The organism is Nitrospirillum amazonense (assembly GCF_007828035.1).
Lineage (GTDB): Bacteria > Pseudomonadota > Alphaproteobacteria > Azospirillales > Azospirillaceae > Nitrospirillum > Nitrospirillum amazonense.
Genome location: NZ_VITV01000004.1, coordinates 474,813 through 489,330 on the forward strand (window position 1 = coordinate 474,813; position 14,518 = coordinate 489,330).

Sequence of the window (14,518 nt, forward strand, 5' to 3'; positions counted from 1 at the left end):
GTGATGGGACGGGCGGGCCGGCCCCACCCCCGAAGATGGGGGCGGAGCCCATTTATTAGGATAACGACCCATGAGCCGACATGGTGACGCCGACCTGCGCGCCGGCAAGGCCCCCTCTCAACGTCAGCTGCGCGTGGGCGAGGAATTGCGCCACGCTCTCGCCGACATCCTGCGCCGGGCCGACTTCCGCGACCCCGACCTGCATGACCTCAACGTGACGGTCAGCGAGGTGCGCATCAGCCCCGACCTGAAGAACGCCACGGCCTTCGTCATGCCGCTGGGTGGCGGCCATCCGGAGCAGATCAAGGCGCTGAACCGCGTTTCGGCCTACCTGCGCAGCCAGGTGGCCAAGGCCATGCGGCTGCAGCACGTGCCACGCCTCAGCTTCCAGGTCGACGTGTCCTTCGACTACGCCCAGCGCATCGACCAACTGCTGCACCGCCCCGACGTGCAGCGCGACCTCGATCATGACCATGACGGTCATGAGGACGCCGACGACGGCGCTGACGAGGGCGCGGAGGAAGGCACGGAGCGCCACGATGGCCCGTAAGCGCAAGGGCCGGCCGCTGCACGGCTGGCTGGTGCTGGACAAGCCGCCGGGCATGACCAGCACCCAGGCCATGGCCAAGGTGCGCTGGCTGATGCAGGCGGAAAAGGCGGGCCACGCCGGCACGCTGGACCCCATCGCCACCGGCATCCTGCCCATCGCCTTCGGCGAGGCCACAAAGACCGTGTCCTACGCCATGGACTGCGGCAAGACCTACCGCTTCACCCTGCGCTTCGGTGAGTCCCGCACCACCGACGATTTGGCGGGGGAGGTGACGGCCACCCACGACCACCGTCCCAGCGACGAGGCCATCGAGGCGGCGCTGGAGAGTTTCCAGGGCGAGATCAGCCAGGTGCCGCCGCAGTTCTCCGCCATCAAGGTGGCGGGCGAGCGCGCCTATGATCTGGCGCGGGAAGGCGAGCGGGTGGACCTGGCGCCGCGCATCGTGCGCGTGGACAGCTTCCTGCTGACCGGCCGCCCGGATGCCGACCACGCCGAGTTCGAGGTGGAGTGCGGCAAGGGCACCTATATGCGCTCCCTGGCACGGGACTTGGCGCTGGCCTTGGGTACGGTGGGGCATGTGTCCGTCCTGCGGCGTTTGCGGGTCGGGCGGTTCACCATGGACCAGGCGATTTCGCTTGACGAATTGGAACGGGTGGCGCAGACACCCACGGTCGAAGGACTTCTGCAACCGATCGAGACCGCGCTGGACGACATCCCGGCGCTGGCCCTGGCGGAAGCGGAAGCGCACCGACTGAGACACGGACAAACGGTGGCGCTGCTGCGCCGTCATGATCTGGAACGGCTGGACGCCATTCACGATCAGTTGGCGGGCGGGGAGCCCATCGCGCTTGCCATTTCAGGTGGCAAGCCGGTGGCGTTGGTCCATGTCGAGGGGGCGGAGGTCCGTCCGGTGCGCGTTTTGAACCTCTAAGTGATGGAGACGACGATGTCGATCACTGCCGAGCGCAAGCAGGCGCTCATTGCCGAGTACAAGACCGCCGAAGGCGACACCGGTTCGCCCGAGGTGCAGGTCGCGATCCTGACGGAACGCATCACCAACCTGACCGACCACATGAAGTCCCACAACAAGGACTTCCACTCCCGCCGTGGCCTGCTGGTCATGGTGAGCCAGCGCCGCAGCCTGCTGGACTACCTGAAGCGCAAGGACGCCGCCCGCTACACGTCGCTGATTCAGCGCCTGGGCCTGCGTCGCTAAGGGTATGGTCCGGACGGCGCCGCCGGCGCAAGCGACCGCAGTGACCGGTGGTACCGGCCACCCGCCTTCCAGCGGGACCGGCGCCCCGACGCTGCCGTTCCGCGCGCAGAACGCGGTCCGGATGATCCAAAAGCGGATGAGTGCGGTTATTGAGTAGTGCAGATGGCCAGCCGGGGTGGACCCGGCTGGCCATCTGTCATTTAAAGGTTTCTAATGCGGGTGCTGCCGATAGGGCCCCGGCTCGGCCGTCCAATCCGGGACGTGATCCGAGTATCGGATGGAAGGAAGAAAGATATGTTCAAGGTTTTCCGTAAAGAGATGGAATGGGGCGGCCGCAAGCTGGTCCTCGAGACGGGCAAGGTCGCCCGCCAGGCTGATGGCGCTGTCATCGCCACCTACGGCGACACGGTCGTGCTCTGCACCGCCGTCGGCGCCAAGTCCGTGAAGCCGGGCCAGGACTTTTTCCCCCTGACCGTCAACTACCAGGAAAAGGCGTTCGCCGCCGGCAAGATCCCGGGCGGCTTCTTTAAGCGCGAGGGCCGTCCGACCGAGAAGGAGGTGCTGACCTCCCGCCTCATCGACCGCCCCATCCGCCCGCTGTTCGTCGATGGCTTCCGCAACGAGGTGCAGGTCGTCTGCACCGTGCTGAGCCATGACCTGGAAAACGATCCCGACATCGTCTCCATGATCGGCGCCTCCGCCGCTCTGACGCTGTCCGGCCTGCCCTTCCTGGGCCCCATCGGCGGCGCCCGCGTCGGCTACAAGGATGGCGAGTTCATCCTGAACCCGACGCTGGAGCAGATCGAGACCACCGACCTGGACCTGGTGGTTGCCGGCACGCAGGAAGGCGTGCTGATGGTCGAATCGGAAGCCAAGGAGCTGTCCGAGGAGATCATGCTGAAGGCCGTCATGTTCGGCCACACCGCCTTCCAGCCGGTGATCAACATGATCATCGACCTGGCCGAGCAGGCCGCCAAGGATCCGTGGGATTTGCCGCCGCCGGCCTATGACAAGGCCGCGCTGAAGGCCAAGCTGAACGAACTGGTGGGCGCCGACATCCGCGCCGCCTACACCCTGACCGTGAAGCAGGAACGGTATGAGGCCATCTCCACCGCCAAGAAGAAGGCGGTCGAGGCTCTGACGGTGGACGCGGCCTACACGGCGGAAGCCGTCGGCAGCACCTTCAAGGATCTGGAGGCCGACGTGCTGCGCGGCACGGTCCTGGAGACCGGCAAGCGCATTGACGGCCGCAGCACCGTCGATATCCGTCCCATCGTGGCGGAAGTGGGCGTGCTGCCCCGGGCCCACGGTTCGTCCCTGTTCACCCGCGGCGAGACCCAGGCCCTGGTGGTCGCCACCCTGGGCACCGCCCAGGACGAGCAGATCGTGGACGCGCTGGAAGGCGAATACCGCGAAAACTTCATGCTGCACTACAACTTCCCCCCGTACTCCGTGGGTGAAGCCGGCCGCATGGGCAGCCCGGGCCGCCGCGAGATCGGCCACGGCAAGCTGGCCTGGCGCGCCGTGCACCCGCTGCTGCCGTCCAAGGAAGCCTTCCCCTACACCCTGCGCCTGGTCTCCGAGATCACCGAGTCCAACGGCTCGTCCTCCATGGCCACCGTCTGCGGCACCTCGCTGTCGCTGATGGACGCCGGCGTGCCGCTGCCGCGTCCTGTGGCCGGCATCGCCATGGGTCTGATCAAGGAAGATACCGGCGTCGCCGTGCTGTCCGACATCCTGGGTGATGAGGATCATCTGGGCGACATGGACTTCAAGGTGGCCGGCACCGAGGCGGGCGTGACCGCCCTGCAGATGGACATCAAGATCACCTCGATCACCGAGGACATCATGAAGGTCGCCCTGGCGCAGGCCAAGGACGGCCGTCTGCACATCCTGGGCGAGATGGCCAAGGCCATCGGTGGCGCCCGTGACGCCGTGAACCAGAATGCCCCGCGCATCACCGTGATCAACATCCCGAAGGAGAAGATCCGCGACGTGATCGGCTCCGGCGGCAAGGTGATCCGTGAGATCGTGGAGCAGACCGGCGCCAAGATCGACATCGAGGACGACGGCACCGTGAAGGTGGCGGCCGTGGACAGCAAGGCGTCCGACGCCGCCATCAAGTGGATCAAGGGCATCGTCGCCGAACCCGAGGTGGGTGAGATTTACGTCGGCAAGGTCGTGAAGGTCATGGACTTCGGCGCCTTCGTGAACTTCCTGGGCGCCCGTGACGGCCTGGTCCACATCTCCGAACTGGCGCCGCAGCGCGTGGCCAAGGTGACCGACGTGGTCAACCAGGGCGACGAGGTGAAGGTGAAGGTCCTGGGCTTCGACGATCGCGGCAAGGTGAAGCTGTCGATGAAGGTCGTCGACCAGGCCACCGGCGAGGACCTGAGCAAGAAGGACAAGGCCGAGGAGGCGTAAGCCCCAGGGCCGGACTTTTGCCCCAGCGGCAGGGGGCTCCTTGCCGCTGGTAGCCCGCAAGGGCGGGCGCCGGAGTTTCGCGGGCAGCGTCAGCGGACTGCAAAACGAGGAAGGCCAGCGGGCGGATGCCCGCGCCCGCCGCTTGAGGGGGACCTATAATAAGCCCGAGGCATCCGGCCGCAGCCGATGCCTTTGGTTAAGGATTAAGCCGCCCAGGGTAGCTTGGGCGGCTTTTTCTATGTCCGCCGCGTGCCGACAACGATCCATTTGTGGCGAAGTCTGGGCACTAATTCGGTCTAGCCATGAAATAAGGGCTTAGTATTGATTTCCAGCCGTGCGCTGAGGGCATGGAAAGTGTGACGATCCTCACAGGTTATGACCGTCTCGAGGGCGTAATGAATCGGTCATCCATCAGTAGTTACCCGCAATAGTAGCGCGATGGACTTGAAGGTGGTGACGAAACATCGCCGGAACACGCCCAAGATTTATTGCTTGCAGCAATGAAATTGTGGCGAATTAGGGACCTTGAAGGAGAGTTACCATGTCGCATTTACGGACTATTGTCTTGGCCGCTTCGGCTCTGGTCGCGGTTGCCGCGACGCCGGCCCTGGCGCAGAGCACGTTCGATGGCGGCTATGTTGGTGCCAACGCCGGCTATGACTGGTTCAACGCCCATCAGCGGGCCACCGTCGGCGGCCAGCAGAGCACGCCCAGCCATGAGACCCAGGGTTTCAACGGCGGCCTCTTCGCCGGCTACGGCCAGACCGTTTATGACAACATCTATGTCGGCGCCGAAGGCGAAGCCAATTTCTATACCGGCGACCGGACCTACAGCGACGCCCTGGGCAGCTACCGCGTGCAGCCCAACTACAGCGCCGGCGTCAGCGCCCGCCTGGGCTACGTGGTCCAGCCCGACCTGCTGCTGTTCGGCCGTGTGGGCTATCAGCACACCTCCATCGATACGACCAACGCCCTGACGGGTGGCGCCTCCCGCCAATACGCTCAGGACTATGACGGTGTGAAGTACGGCGTCGGCGCCGATTACGCCATCGATGAGCACCTGTTCACCCGCATCGAGTACGACTACACCGACTACTCGCACTCCACGCGGGATCTGGCCGGCGGCCAGCTGCGCACGACCCCGGACGAAAGCCAGGTCCGCGTCGGCGTCGGCATCCGCTTCTGATAAAAGCGCGCCTCTTGAGGAAAAGGCCCGGGCTCATCCCCGGGCCTTTTTCATGTTCGAACGCCCTTTTCTCAGGATGCGACCGCCTTACGCAAACCAGTCATCGCGTGGAATACGTCGCCCAGGTGCGCACGGGCCCCGTGTCCACATGGGTGTGGCCGCTGCCATCGTAGAAGGCGGCGCCGCCGCGCTGCATGGTCTTTGCGATCTCGGTGATGGCGTCGCCCTTCAGCGCCGGGATGCGGATGTCGGCGGCGCGGCCCTGCATGTGGAAGCTTTCGCGGGCGGCGTTGCGGTTGACCTTGACCAGGGCGGCATTGGTCTCGGGTGAGCGGTAGCCCGACAGGATGTCCACCTGCGTGGTCGGCGGCAGGCTGGATCGCAGGATGACGCCGCTGATGAAGTCCATCAGCGCCGGGTCGATGTCATGGGTCTCGCCGGTATGGCGATCGCGCATGATGTGCGCCACCTCGGCCATGGCGTGGGCGTCATAGGCGCCGTCATGCCAGTAGATGACGTCCACCTTCTCCTTGCTAGGCGGATGCACCAGCACGACGCGGCGGATGGCGGCGGTATTTGCCGGCGGCAAGTCGGCCTCCGCCGGGGGCACGGGGAAGGGCTTGGGCGCGCCGCCGCCGCACGCCGCGACCACGGCCAGCATCAGGGAAAGGGATGCCGCCCGGGCGAACCGGAAAGGGGGTTTTGTCATGGGGCCAGCCGATATCCGCCGGGTTCGGTCACCAGCAGGACGGCGTTGGCCGGGTCCCGCTCTATCTTCTGTCGCAAGCGATAGATATGGGTTTCCAGGGTGTGGGTGGTGACGCCTTCGTTATAGTTCCACACCTGGTCCAGCAACTGCTCCCTGCTGATGACCGCGCCCTCGGCGCGGTGCAGATAGGCCAGGATTTGCGCTTCCTTGTCGGTCAGCCGGGTTTCGGCGCCGGTGCCGTCCTCCCGCAGGGTGCGGGCGACCGCGCGGAACTCATAGGGGCCGATGCGCAGGGCGGGGTCGTCGCCCGTGGGCCGGGCATGCTGGCGCAGCTTGGTCAGCAGCGTGCCGATGCGGAACGGCTTCACCAGCCGGTCGCTGCAGCCCGCCACGTCGGGTTCCCCCTCCGCCGCCATCAGCAGGATGGGGCAGTCCACACCGGCCTGGCGCAAGGCGGCGCAGACGGCGGCCCCGTCCATGTCGGGCAGGCGGCTGGCCAGCAGAATGGCCTCGAACGAAACCTCCTGCGCGGCGGCCAGCGCCGTGGCGCCATGGGCGGCCTGCCGCACGTCGAATTCCTCCAAAGCCGTCAGCTGTTCGGCCAACAGGTGACGCAGGGTTTCGTCATCCTCAACCAGCAACAGTTTCTTGGAGCCTGGGGTCGTCATAGGCCTGGACTAGGGCAACGGGGACGGAGGCGGACGGACAGTCTTGTCGTCTTCTTACCATGGGTGCGGATCGTTCGCACGGGAGTCCATGGGCGCATGCCCCATGGGTTGAGCTTCCTCTCTATCGCCTGGCCAGGATGTCGGCGTGGCCCACGATCAGCTCCACCCGCATGACGGCGGCGCGGCGGCGCTCGCGCCAGGCGCCGATGCGGTCGGCCATGGCGGGATCGCGTGCTTCCGCCTGGGCGGCCAGAATGTCCACCAGGTCCAGGTGTGCCTGTCGGGCGCGCAGGCCAGACAGCCGCCAGTCCGACCGGGCGCCGTCCAGGCGATAGCCCGCGGCCTCCAGCCTTTCCACCAGAACCGGGGAGGCCTGATCGCCCAGCGGCGGGCCGAAGCCATAGTCGCGCTGGGCCGCGGCCGTCGCCAGTTCCACCACCATCCCATCGTCCGGATCCTCTGGCCGCCAGAGCAGCCGGCCATCCTGCACCCCAGTGGCCAATACGGGCGGCAGGCCGCTGGCCGCCAGTTCGACAACGAAATGGTCCAGCCATTCCGCCGATACGCGATCGAAGAAGGCATTGCCGGTAACGCCGTCATGGCGCTGGATGCCCAGGTCGTGCAGGTCGGACGACATGTCCTGTTGGATCAGGGTCAGGCGGCTGCGCATGTCGTCGCCGAACAGGATCAGCTCGCCCACCGCACCCGGTGTCCCGGCTTCCGGCGGGTTGCGGGCCATGCCCCAGCCCAATTCATGCGCCCAGCGCTGCATCCGCTCCGCCACGCCGCCCAGGACCGTGGCGTCGGTGTCCATCAGGGTCCAATCCTGGATCATGCGCCCCAGGCGGGGCAGCAGATGGCGGACGTTGGCGCCCAGGCCGGCGCCCAGATCCAGGACATGGGGGCGCGACGGCACCATGCGGGCGAATTCCCAGGCCAGCTCGATGGCCCGCGCCTTATCGTCCAGCGGCTCGCGCAGGGCCTGCCAGTCGCTGTCGATGATCTGCGGCTGGATCATGCGTCGCCTCCGCGACCACCGCCGGGGGGCGGGCCGGAAGAGGGGGCTGAGGCCGGGGCGAAGGCACGGAACATCCCGTTAGGGTCCTGACGTGACGGGGTCGGCGCAGGGGCCGGAAACAAACGGAAACGGGGCGGGAAACACCGTTGCATCAGCGGGTTACCGGGGTGTCCGCCACACCGTCGGCCCACCGCCCGATGGTCGGATGCGCCACTTACTCTGGTGTTTCCCGCCCGGAAAAGCCATGGCGCGATCGGTCATATCGGCTGGCCGCCCGGCGCGGGGCTGGCGGGGCGAGCGACGCGGCGTGGGATTTATTCCGCACGCCGTCCCACCGCCGGGCTGGGGACCCATGCAACGCTAGCGCTTCGCCCGCGCACCGGGGACCGATACCGTGTGATTTGGGCGGAAGTGGTTGTGCCGGGCGGGCCAAATGACCATTTGCTGCCCATGCGCCGGTGCCCATTTTTCGTGCCGTCCCTCAGCCTAAGTCCCAAGGCCCCGTGCCGTTCTCCCGTGTCGCCTGGATATACCCGCATGTCGCTCGCCGCCGAACCCATCTCGCCCCTGCTGCGGACCGCCAGCCGCTCCGTCCAGCGCGCGGTGTCCGAGCTGCGCCGCGGCGATCTGGTGATGCTGCAGGGCGGTGACGACCGTGTCCTGCTGGTGCGCGCGGCAGAGATGGCGGACGCCCCGGCCCTGGCCCTGGTGCGGCAGGCGGCGGCCCAAGGCGGCGGGGGCGAGCCCGCCCTGGTGGTGACCGACAAGCGCGCCATCGCCGCGGGCCTGCTGACCCGGGCGGTGGAGCCGGCGCAGGCCGACCCCATGGGGGCCGGCACCGTGGTCATCGCTCCGGCTCCGGGCCCGTCGAGCCAAGGCACGTCGGGTCAAGGCCTGACGCCCGACCTGGTGCGCCTGCTGGCCGACCCCACCCGCCCGGGCCACGCCACCCCCGGCATCACGCCCATCGTCCGCCCCTTCCCCTCCGCCGAGGGCGAGGCCCTGCTGCTGGTCAAGCTGGCGCGCCTGCTTCCGGCCGTCGTGGTGGCCGAGGTGCCGGCCGCCCGCGCCGCCGAGGTGGCGGCGCGCAATGACCTGCTGACGGTGCGGGGCGCCGACGTCCAGGCCTACCAGGCCGCCGGCGAGTCCACTCTGCGCCAGGTGGTGGAGGCTTCCGTCCCCCTGCTGGATGCGGAGGACACGCGCCTGATTGCCTTCCGCGCGCCCGACGGCGGGGTGGAGCATCTGGCCATCCTGATCGGCAATCCCGATCCGGCGCAGCCGGTGCTGGCCCGCCTGCATTCCGAATGCTTCACCGGCGACCTGCTGGGCTCCTTGCGCTGCGACTGCGGCGCCCAGCTGCGCGGCGCCATCCGCGAGATCGCGGCCCAGGGCAGCGGCGTGGTCCTGTACCTGGCGCAGGAGGGCCGCAACATCGGCCTGATGAACAAGCTGCGCGCCTACCGCCTTCAGGACGCCGGCGTCGACACGGTGGACGCCAACCTGATGGTGGGCTTCGAGGCGGACGAGCGCACCTACCTGCCGGCGGCCACCATGCTGAAGGCCCTGGGCTTCACCGCCGTGCGGCTGATGACCAACAACCCGGACAAGCTGTCCCAGCTGGCCCGCTGGGGCGTGCAGGTGGTGGACCGCGTCCCCCACATCTTCCCCGCCAACGGCCACAACATCGCCTACCTGCGCACCAAGGCGGAAAAGGCCGGCCACCTGCTGTGATGGGCAGGGCTGGCCAAGGCCGGCAAGTCCGGCTGGCGCCGCCCGGTTGAATCTGCCGATGGGCGGTTTCGCATGACCGCGGATGCCGGCTAATACACTGAAAATATTAAATATTCAGACTGGCATATCGCTTGCTTTGGATTGTGGGTGCAGGAGAAAGCCCCATGACCCCCAGCGTCCAGTCTGCCCTGTCGCCGTCCTACCCCGATCCCGCGCTGGTGGGTGGCAACGCCACGGCCGCGACCGCCGGCCAGGCGGGGGTGACGGGTGACTTCCAGGACCAGCTGGGCCAGCAGGTGGCGCAGGACGCGACGCAACAGGCGGGCGCGTCGCCGGGTCAGGTAGGTGCCGCCCCGGTGGGTACTGCGGCTGCGGTCCAGGCCCAGGCGGCTGCCCATAAGGACAGCCACATGTCCTTCTGGGACGTGGTCGACATCATCAATCCCCTGCAGCACATCCCTGTCATCAGCACGATCTATCGGGAGATCACGGGCGACACCATCAAGGCCCCGGCCAAGATCCTGGGCGGCCTGCTCTATGGCGGCCCCATCGGCATGGCGCTGGCCACCGGCGACGCCATCATCGAGGAGGAAACGGGCGAGGACGTGGGCGCCCACGTCATGGACGCCCTGGGCCTGGGGCACCACAAGACCGGCACGGTCACACTGGACCCCGACGAGGATCAGGGCGGCGGCAAGGGACGCCAAGGCGGCCACGGGCGCGGCCAGGGAGACGGCCAGGAGCAGCCGGACCACGCCCCCACCGCTGGCCGCGCGCCCGTGGCCAAGGTCGAGTCCCTGGTGCTGGCGCCCCAGACGGAAGGTGCGGCCCCGGCGGTGGCGCAGGCGGCGCCGGTTCCGGGCCAGATGGTGCGCACCAGCTCGGTTCCCGCCGGCGCCGTGCCCGGCCTGGCCACGCCGGCCACCACGGTCAGGTCCCAGGGCCAGGCCTTCCCCAACCTGGCGGCCGTACCCGCCATGGCCGTGCCCCCCATGGCCGTGAACGCTCCCGCCATGGCGTCCCCGGGGGCCGTGCCCGGCGCCAACCCCACCCAGGCCCTGGCGCAGCAGGCCAGCCAGATCACCAATGCCACGCAGGCGATGGCCCAGGCCGCGAACGCCGCCGCCAACATCGGTGTCGGCACCCAGTCCATGCCCATGGCCGCCGGACCGCAGCTGATGCCGGCCCAGGCCGCCGCCATGGCCAACACCGCCAGCAATGAGGCGGGCGCCCACCTGGGGCAGAAGCAGGCACACGGCCTGACCCTGGCCAACTACCGCGCCATGGCGGGCGCCGGCGCGGGCGCCCCCACCGGCCGCACCCTGGTGGCCCCCAGCTACGTCCAGAACATCAAGTCCGCTACCGCCGGCCCCACGGTGCTCCAGACCGGTGCGGTCCAGGCCAACGCCGCCCAGTCCCAGGCCGCCCAGTCCCAAGCAGTGATGGCCGCCGCCTCCCACCCGGCCATGATCCAGGTGATGGACGGCGGCACGGCCACTACCGCGCAGCCGCAGCGCACCCCAGTGCCCCAGGCCATCCAGGCCTACACCAATGCCATGGGCCAGGACACGGCCACCCTGTTGGCCCAGGCCACCGCCGCGTCGGCCAGCGTCAACGGTAGCCAGGCGCCTGCCGGCGCCCAGCCCGCGATGCCGCAGCAGCCCGCCAGCGGCGGCACCCTGTCCGCCAGCGCCATGCCGCCGGCCGGTGCGACCGACAGCCAGGCCGCATCCCGGGGTGGCGCCGTCCAAACCGGGGCCGCGGTCATCAGCAATGCCACCGGCGGCCCGCCCCCGCTGCCCAAGCAGTTCATCGCCGACATCATGATGGCCAACCTGGCCAAATATCAGGCCATGAAGGACGCCCAGGGCGCGCCTCATTAAATCGCCGCCTCACTGGGCCGCCGCTTTGACGCGGCCCAATTGATCGGGACGCCGGTTGGGGTATAGAGGGGGGATGGACATCCACCTGATCCCAGATGCCACCCTTCCAGCGACGCCCGGTTCCGGTGCCGGCTACCGGCTGCGCTGGCAGGACGGCCAGGGCCGGGCCCATGAGGCCGCCTGCATTATCGGCCGGGGCGGGATCATCGCCGACAAGCGGGAAGGGGACGGGGGTACCCCCGTGGGCCGCTTTCCCCTCCGCCGCGTGCTCTACCGCCCGGATCGCCTGCCGGCGCCGGAGACCGCCCTGCCGGTGGCGGCCCTGGCACCGGATGAGGGCTGGTGCGACGACCCCACCCACCCCGACTACAACCGCCCGGTGACCCTGCCGTTTCCCGCCAGCCATGAGGTGATGTGGCGGGAAGACCACGTCTACGACATCGTCGTGGTGCTGGGGCATAACGATGACCCGCCGGTGCCCGGCCTGGGCAGTGCCATCTTCATGCACCTGACGCGGCCCGACCGCACCGCCACGGCCGGCTGCACCGCCCTGGACCTGGACGATTTGCGCCGCCTGCTGTCCCATTGCCAGCCGGGGGACCGGCTGTGTGTTCCTGATCAAGGACCGATGCCATGAGCAACATCCTGCCGTTGGGCCCTTTGCCCCGCCTGATTGGCCACCGGGGTGCCGCCCGGCACGCGCCGGAGAACACTCTGTCCAGTATCCGGATGGCGGCGACGCAAGGCGCCAAATGGGTGGAGGTGGACGTCAAGCTGACGGCCGATCTGGTGCCGGTGCTGATGCATGACGACGATCTGGACCGCACCACCGACGGCAAGGGGCCGGCCAAGAACCTGACGCTGGACGCCCTGCGCCAGCTCGACGCCGGGTCCTGGTTCTCCCCCGCCTTCCGGGGCGAGAAGGTGCCGACCTTGGTGGAGGTCATCCAACTGGTGCTGGCCCTGAACCTGGGGCTGAACCTGGAGATCAAGCCTTGCCCGGGTCGGGAGGAGGAAACGGCCGGCGTCGCGCTGACCCTGGCCTATTCTCTGTGGCCGGACGACCGGCCGCCGCCCCTGGTCTCCTCCTTCGCCGACGCGTCCCTGGACATGGCGCGCCAGGTGGTGCCGCGCTGGCCCCTGGGCTACCTCATCGACCGGCGGCCGGCCAACTGGCGCCAGCGGGTGGAGCAGTTGAACGTCAGCACCATCAACGTCAACGCCCGCAGGGAGGACGCGGCCAGCATTCGGGAGTATAAGTCCACCGGGCGGCCGGTGCTGGCCTACACGGTCAACACGGTGCCCATGGCGCGGGAGGTGTTGGGCTGGGGCGTTTCATCGGTATTCACCGACACGCCCAGCGGGCTCATGGAAATCGCGGGCTGAAAAGGCGGGCCGGGCGGGCAAAAACATTGGGCGCAGTCCACGTCAAGCGGACGAGGGGCCTTTCGCGCGCCCCGGTTTTCCTATATCCAGCCTGCGATATGTTAGCGGCCGCCCGCCGCCACCCTATATGTATTGGGGACCCGAACCATTCCGGTAACCCCGCATGGGGGCACGGGTTGACGCAAGGTCCGGTTTTCAGGAGACGTGAGTTGAAGGCGCTGCGGCCATTGGTGATGTCCGGTAAGGAAGTGCTGCCCGTCGTCGAGGGTGGCAAAGGCATCTCCGTTTCCAACGGCGAAAGCTCCGGCGCGTGGGCGTCGGCCGGCGGCGTTGGCACCTTCTCCGGCGTCAACGCCGACGCCTACGACGATAAAGGCCAGCTGATCCCCCAAGTCTATCATGGCAAGACTCGCCGTGAGCGGCATGAGGAACTGATCAAGCATTCCATCCGCGGCGGCATCTACCAGGCCCGCGTTGCGCACGAGACGGCGGGCGGCGAAGGCCGCATCCACATGAACGTGCTGTGGGAAATGGCGGCGGCCGAGCAGATCCTGCACGGCGTACTGGAAGGGGCCCAGGGCCTGATCCACGGCATCACCTGCGGTGCCGGCATGCCCTACCGCGTGGCCGAGATCGCGGTGAAGCACGGCGTGTACTACTACCCCATCGTCTCGTCCGCCCGCGCCTTCCGCGCCCTGTGGCTGCGCGCCTACAACAAGTTCCGGGATTTCCTGGGCGGCGTGGTTTACGAGGATCCGTGGCTGGCGGGCGGCCATAACGGCCTGTCCAACAGCGAGGACCCGCTGAAGCCCGAGGATCCCTATCCCCGCGTGAAGGCCCTGCGCGAGATGATGAACAGCTTCGGCCTGAACGAGACGCCCATCATCATGGCGGGCGGCGTGTGGTGGCTGTCGGAATGGGACCACTGGCTGGACAATCCGGAGATCGGGCCCGTCGGCTTCCAGTTCGGCACCCGTCCGCTGCTGACCAAGGAAAGCCCCATTTCCGACGCATGGAAGCAGCGGCTGTTGACCCTGAAGAAGGGTGACGTCTACCTGAACCACTTCTCCCCCACCGGCTTCTATTCCTCGGCCGTCAGCAACCCCTTCCTGGAAGAGCTGAAGGGCCGGGCCGAGCGGCAGGTGGCCTATTCGGTGGAGCCGGTCGGCGACCTGACCGCCGAGTTCATGGTGGGCCCGCGCGGCCGCCCGGTGTACCTCACCGAACATGATCGCGAGCGGGCGCAGGGCTGGGTGGCCGGCGGCAACAGCGTGGCCCTGAGGACCCCGGACACCACCCTGATCTTCGTCGATCCCGCCCAGGCGGAGGTCATCCGCCAGGACCAGATCGATTGCATGGGCTGCCTGTCGGCCTGCAATTTCTCCAACTGGGCGCAGAACGAGGAAGGGACCACGGGCCGCAAGGCGGATCCGCGGTCCTTCTGCATCCAGAAGACCCTGCAGAACATCAGCCATTCCGAGGATGTGGAGCACCAGCTGATGTTCGCCGGCCACAACGCCTATCGCTTCGCCAGCGACCCCTGGTACCAGAACGGCTTCGTGCCGACGGTGAAGCAGCTGGTGGAGCGGATCGCGACCGGGTACTGAGCGCGGATCGCGACCGGGTGCACGACGCGGGATCATCGCAGGGGAAGGGGGCCGGTTTCGGCCCTCTTTTCGTTTGGCCGGCTGCCCCTTTTTGTTTGGTCGACTGAATGATGGCCGCCATCAACCTTTTCCCCGGG

Annotated in this window: 13 protein-coding genes; 10 read left to right on the forward strand and 3 right to left on the reverse strand. The window is 68.0% G+C overall.

Annotated elements, in window-relative coordinates; all coding sequences use genetic code 11:
- Positions 1–70 precede the first annotated feature (70 nt).
- From rbfA to FBZ87_RS13755, 5 genes are all read left to right on the forward strand, one after another.
- Positions 71–550, forward strand: coding sequence for a 30S ribosome-binding factor RbfA (rbfA, locus tag FBZ87_RS13735; RefSeq protein ID WP_145610849.1), 480 nt, complete (start codon positions 71–73; stop codon positions 548–550).
- Positions 540–1,481, forward strand: a complete 942-nt coding sequence (truB, locus tag FBZ87_RS13740; protein WP_145610850.1) for a tRNA pseudouridine(55) synthase TruB — start codon at positions 540–542, stop codon at positions 1,479–1,481. Before rbfA ends, truB begins: the two co-directional genes overlap by 11 nt.
- A gap of 15 nt (positions 1,482–1,496) precedes the next feature.
- Positions 1,497–1,766: a 30S ribosomal protein S15 gene (gene rpsO / locus FBZ87_RS13745; RefSeq protein WP_145610851.1), complete on the forward strand. Its 270-nt coding sequence runs from the start codon at positions 1,497–1,499 to the stop codon at positions 1,764–1,766.
- 294 nt (positions 1,767–2,060) lie between these two features.
- Positions 2,061–4,190, forward strand: coding sequence for a polyribonucleotide nucleotidyltransferase (gene pnp, locus FBZ87_RS13750; protein ID WP_145610852.1), 2,130 nt, complete (start codon positions 2,061–2,063; stop codon positions 4,188–4,190).
- A 565-nt stretch (positions 4,191–4,755) separates the two neighbouring features.
- The gene (locus FBZ87_RS13755; RefSeq protein ID WP_186454747.1) at positions 4,756–5,376 is read left to right on the forward strand and encodes an outer membrane protein; all 621 of its coding nucleotides are present in this window, start codon (positions 4,756–4,758) and stop codon (positions 5,374–5,376) included.
- Between the two features lie 100 nt (positions 5,377–5,476).
- On the opposite strand, the gene FBZ87_RS13760 is transcribed toward FBZ87_RS13755, so the two are convergent.
- The 3 genes from FBZ87_RS13760 to FBZ87_RS13770 form a co-directional block, all read right to left on the reverse strand.
- Positions 5,477–6,085 carry a YcbK family protein gene (locus FBZ87_RS13760; protein ID WP_145610854.1) on the reverse strand — a complete coding sequence of 203 codons (609 nt, stop codon included), beginning with the start codon at positions 6,083–6,085 and terminating at the stop codon, positions 5,477–5,479.
- Positions 6,082–6,753, reverse strand: coding sequence for a response regulator transcription factor (locus tag FBZ87_RS13765; RefSeq protein WP_145610855.1), 672 nt, complete (start codon positions 6,751–6,753; stop codon positions 6,082–6,084). The genes FBZ87_RS13760 and FBZ87_RS13765 overlap by 4 nt, the downstream gene beginning before the upstream one ends.
- A 121-nt stretch (positions 6,754–6,874) precedes the next feature.
- The gene (locus tag FBZ87_RS13770) at positions 6,875–7,771 is read right to left on the reverse strand and encodes a hypothetical protein (RefSeq protein ID WP_145610856.1); all 897 of its coding nucleotides are present in this window, start codon (positions 7,769–7,771) and stop codon (positions 6,875–6,877) included.
- Positions 7,772–8,308: 537 nt separating this feature from the next.
- Between FBZ87_RS13770 and ribA the strand changes: the two genes are divergently transcribed.
- The 5 genes from ribA to FBZ87_RS13795 all read left to right on the forward strand — a co-directional run bounded on the left by ribA (position 8,309) and on the right by FBZ87_RS13795 (position 14,381).
- On the forward strand, positions 8,309–9,505 hold the full coding sequence (ribA, locus tag FBZ87_RS13775; RefSeq protein ID WP_145610857.1) for a GTP cyclohydrolase II: 1,197 nt from the start codon (positions 8,309–8,311) through the stop codon (positions 9,503–9,505).
- Positions 9,506–9,669: 164 nt separating this feature from the next.
- Entirely contained in the window at positions 9,670–11,388 is a 1,719-nt protein-coding gene (locus tag FBZ87_RS13780) for a hypothetical protein (RefSeq protein WP_145610858.1), read from the forward strand.
- 73 nt (positions 11,389–11,461) lie between these two features.
- Entirely contained in the window at positions 11,462–12,025 is a 564-nt protein-coding gene (locus tag FBZ87_RS13785; RefSeq protein ID WP_145610859.1) for a L,D-transpeptidase family protein, read from the forward strand.
- Positions 12,022–12,774, forward strand: a complete 753-nt coding sequence (locus FBZ87_RS13790) for a glycerophosphoryl diester phosphodiesterase (protein WP_186454748.1) — start codon at positions 12,022–12,024, stop codon at positions 12,772–12,774. The genes FBZ87_RS13785 and FBZ87_RS13790 overlap by 4 nt, the downstream gene beginning before the upstream one ends.
- 233 nt (positions 12,775–13,007) lie before the next feature.
- Positions 13,008–14,381, forward strand: a complete 1,374-nt coding sequence (locus tag FBZ87_RS13795) for an NAD(P)H-dependent flavin oxidoreductase (protein WP_145610860.1) — start codon at positions 13,008–13,010, stop codon at positions 14,379–14,381.
- Positions 14,382–14,518: the final 137 nt, after the last annotated feature.

Excerpts from the sequence above, each read along its gene's own strand:
- FBZ87_RS13760 (WP_145610854.1), bottom strand. The coding sequence starts at position 6,085 with ATGACAAAACCCCCTTTCCGGTTCGCCCGGGCGGCATCCCTTTCCCTG.
- ribA (WP_145610857.1), top strand. The coding sequence starts at position 8,309 with ATGTCGCTCGCCGCCGAACCCATCTCGCCCCTGCTGCGGACCGCCAGC.
- truB (WP_145610850.1), top strand. The coding sequence starts at position 540 with ATGGCCCGTAAGCGCAAGGGCCGGCCGCTGCACGGCTGGCTGGTGCTG.
- FBZ87_RS13785 (WP_145610859.1), top strand. The coding sequence starts at position 11,462 with ATGGACATCCACCTGATCCCAGATGCCACCCTTCCAGCGACGCCCGGT.
- FBZ87_RS13795 (WP_145610860.1), top strand. The coding sequence starts at position 13,008 with ATGTCCGGTAAGGAAGTGCTGCCCGTCGTCGAGGGTGGCAAAGGCATC.
- FBZ87_RS13770 (WP_145610856.1), bottom strand. The coding sequence starts at position 7,771 with ATGATCCAGCCGCAGATCATCGACAGCGACTGGCAGGCCCTGCGCGAG.
- pnp (WP_145610852.1), top strand. The coding sequence starts at position 2,061 with ATGTTCAAGGTTTTCCGTAAAGAGATGGAATGGGGCGGCCGCAAGCTG.
- FBZ87_RS13790 (WP_186454748.1), top strand. The coding sequence starts at position 12,022 with ATGAGCAACATCCTGCCGTTGGGCCCTTTGCCCCGCCTGATTGGCCAC.
- rbfA (WP_145610849.1), top strand. The coding sequence starts at position 71 with ATGAGCCGACATGGTGACGCCGACCTGCGCGCCGGCAAGGCCCCCTCT.
- rpsO (WP_145610851.1), top strand. The coding sequence starts at position 1,497 with ATGTCGATCACTGCCGAGCGCAAGCAGGCGCTCATTGCCGAGTACAAG.
- FBZ87_RS13765 (WP_145610855.1), bottom strand. The coding sequence starts at position 6,753 with ATGACGACCCCAGGCTCCAAGAAACTGTTGCTGGTTGAGGATGACGAA.
- FBZ87_RS13780 (WP_145610858.1), top strand. The coding sequence starts at position 9,670 with ATGACCCCCAGCGTCCAGTCTGCCCTGTCGCCGTCCTACCCCGATCCC.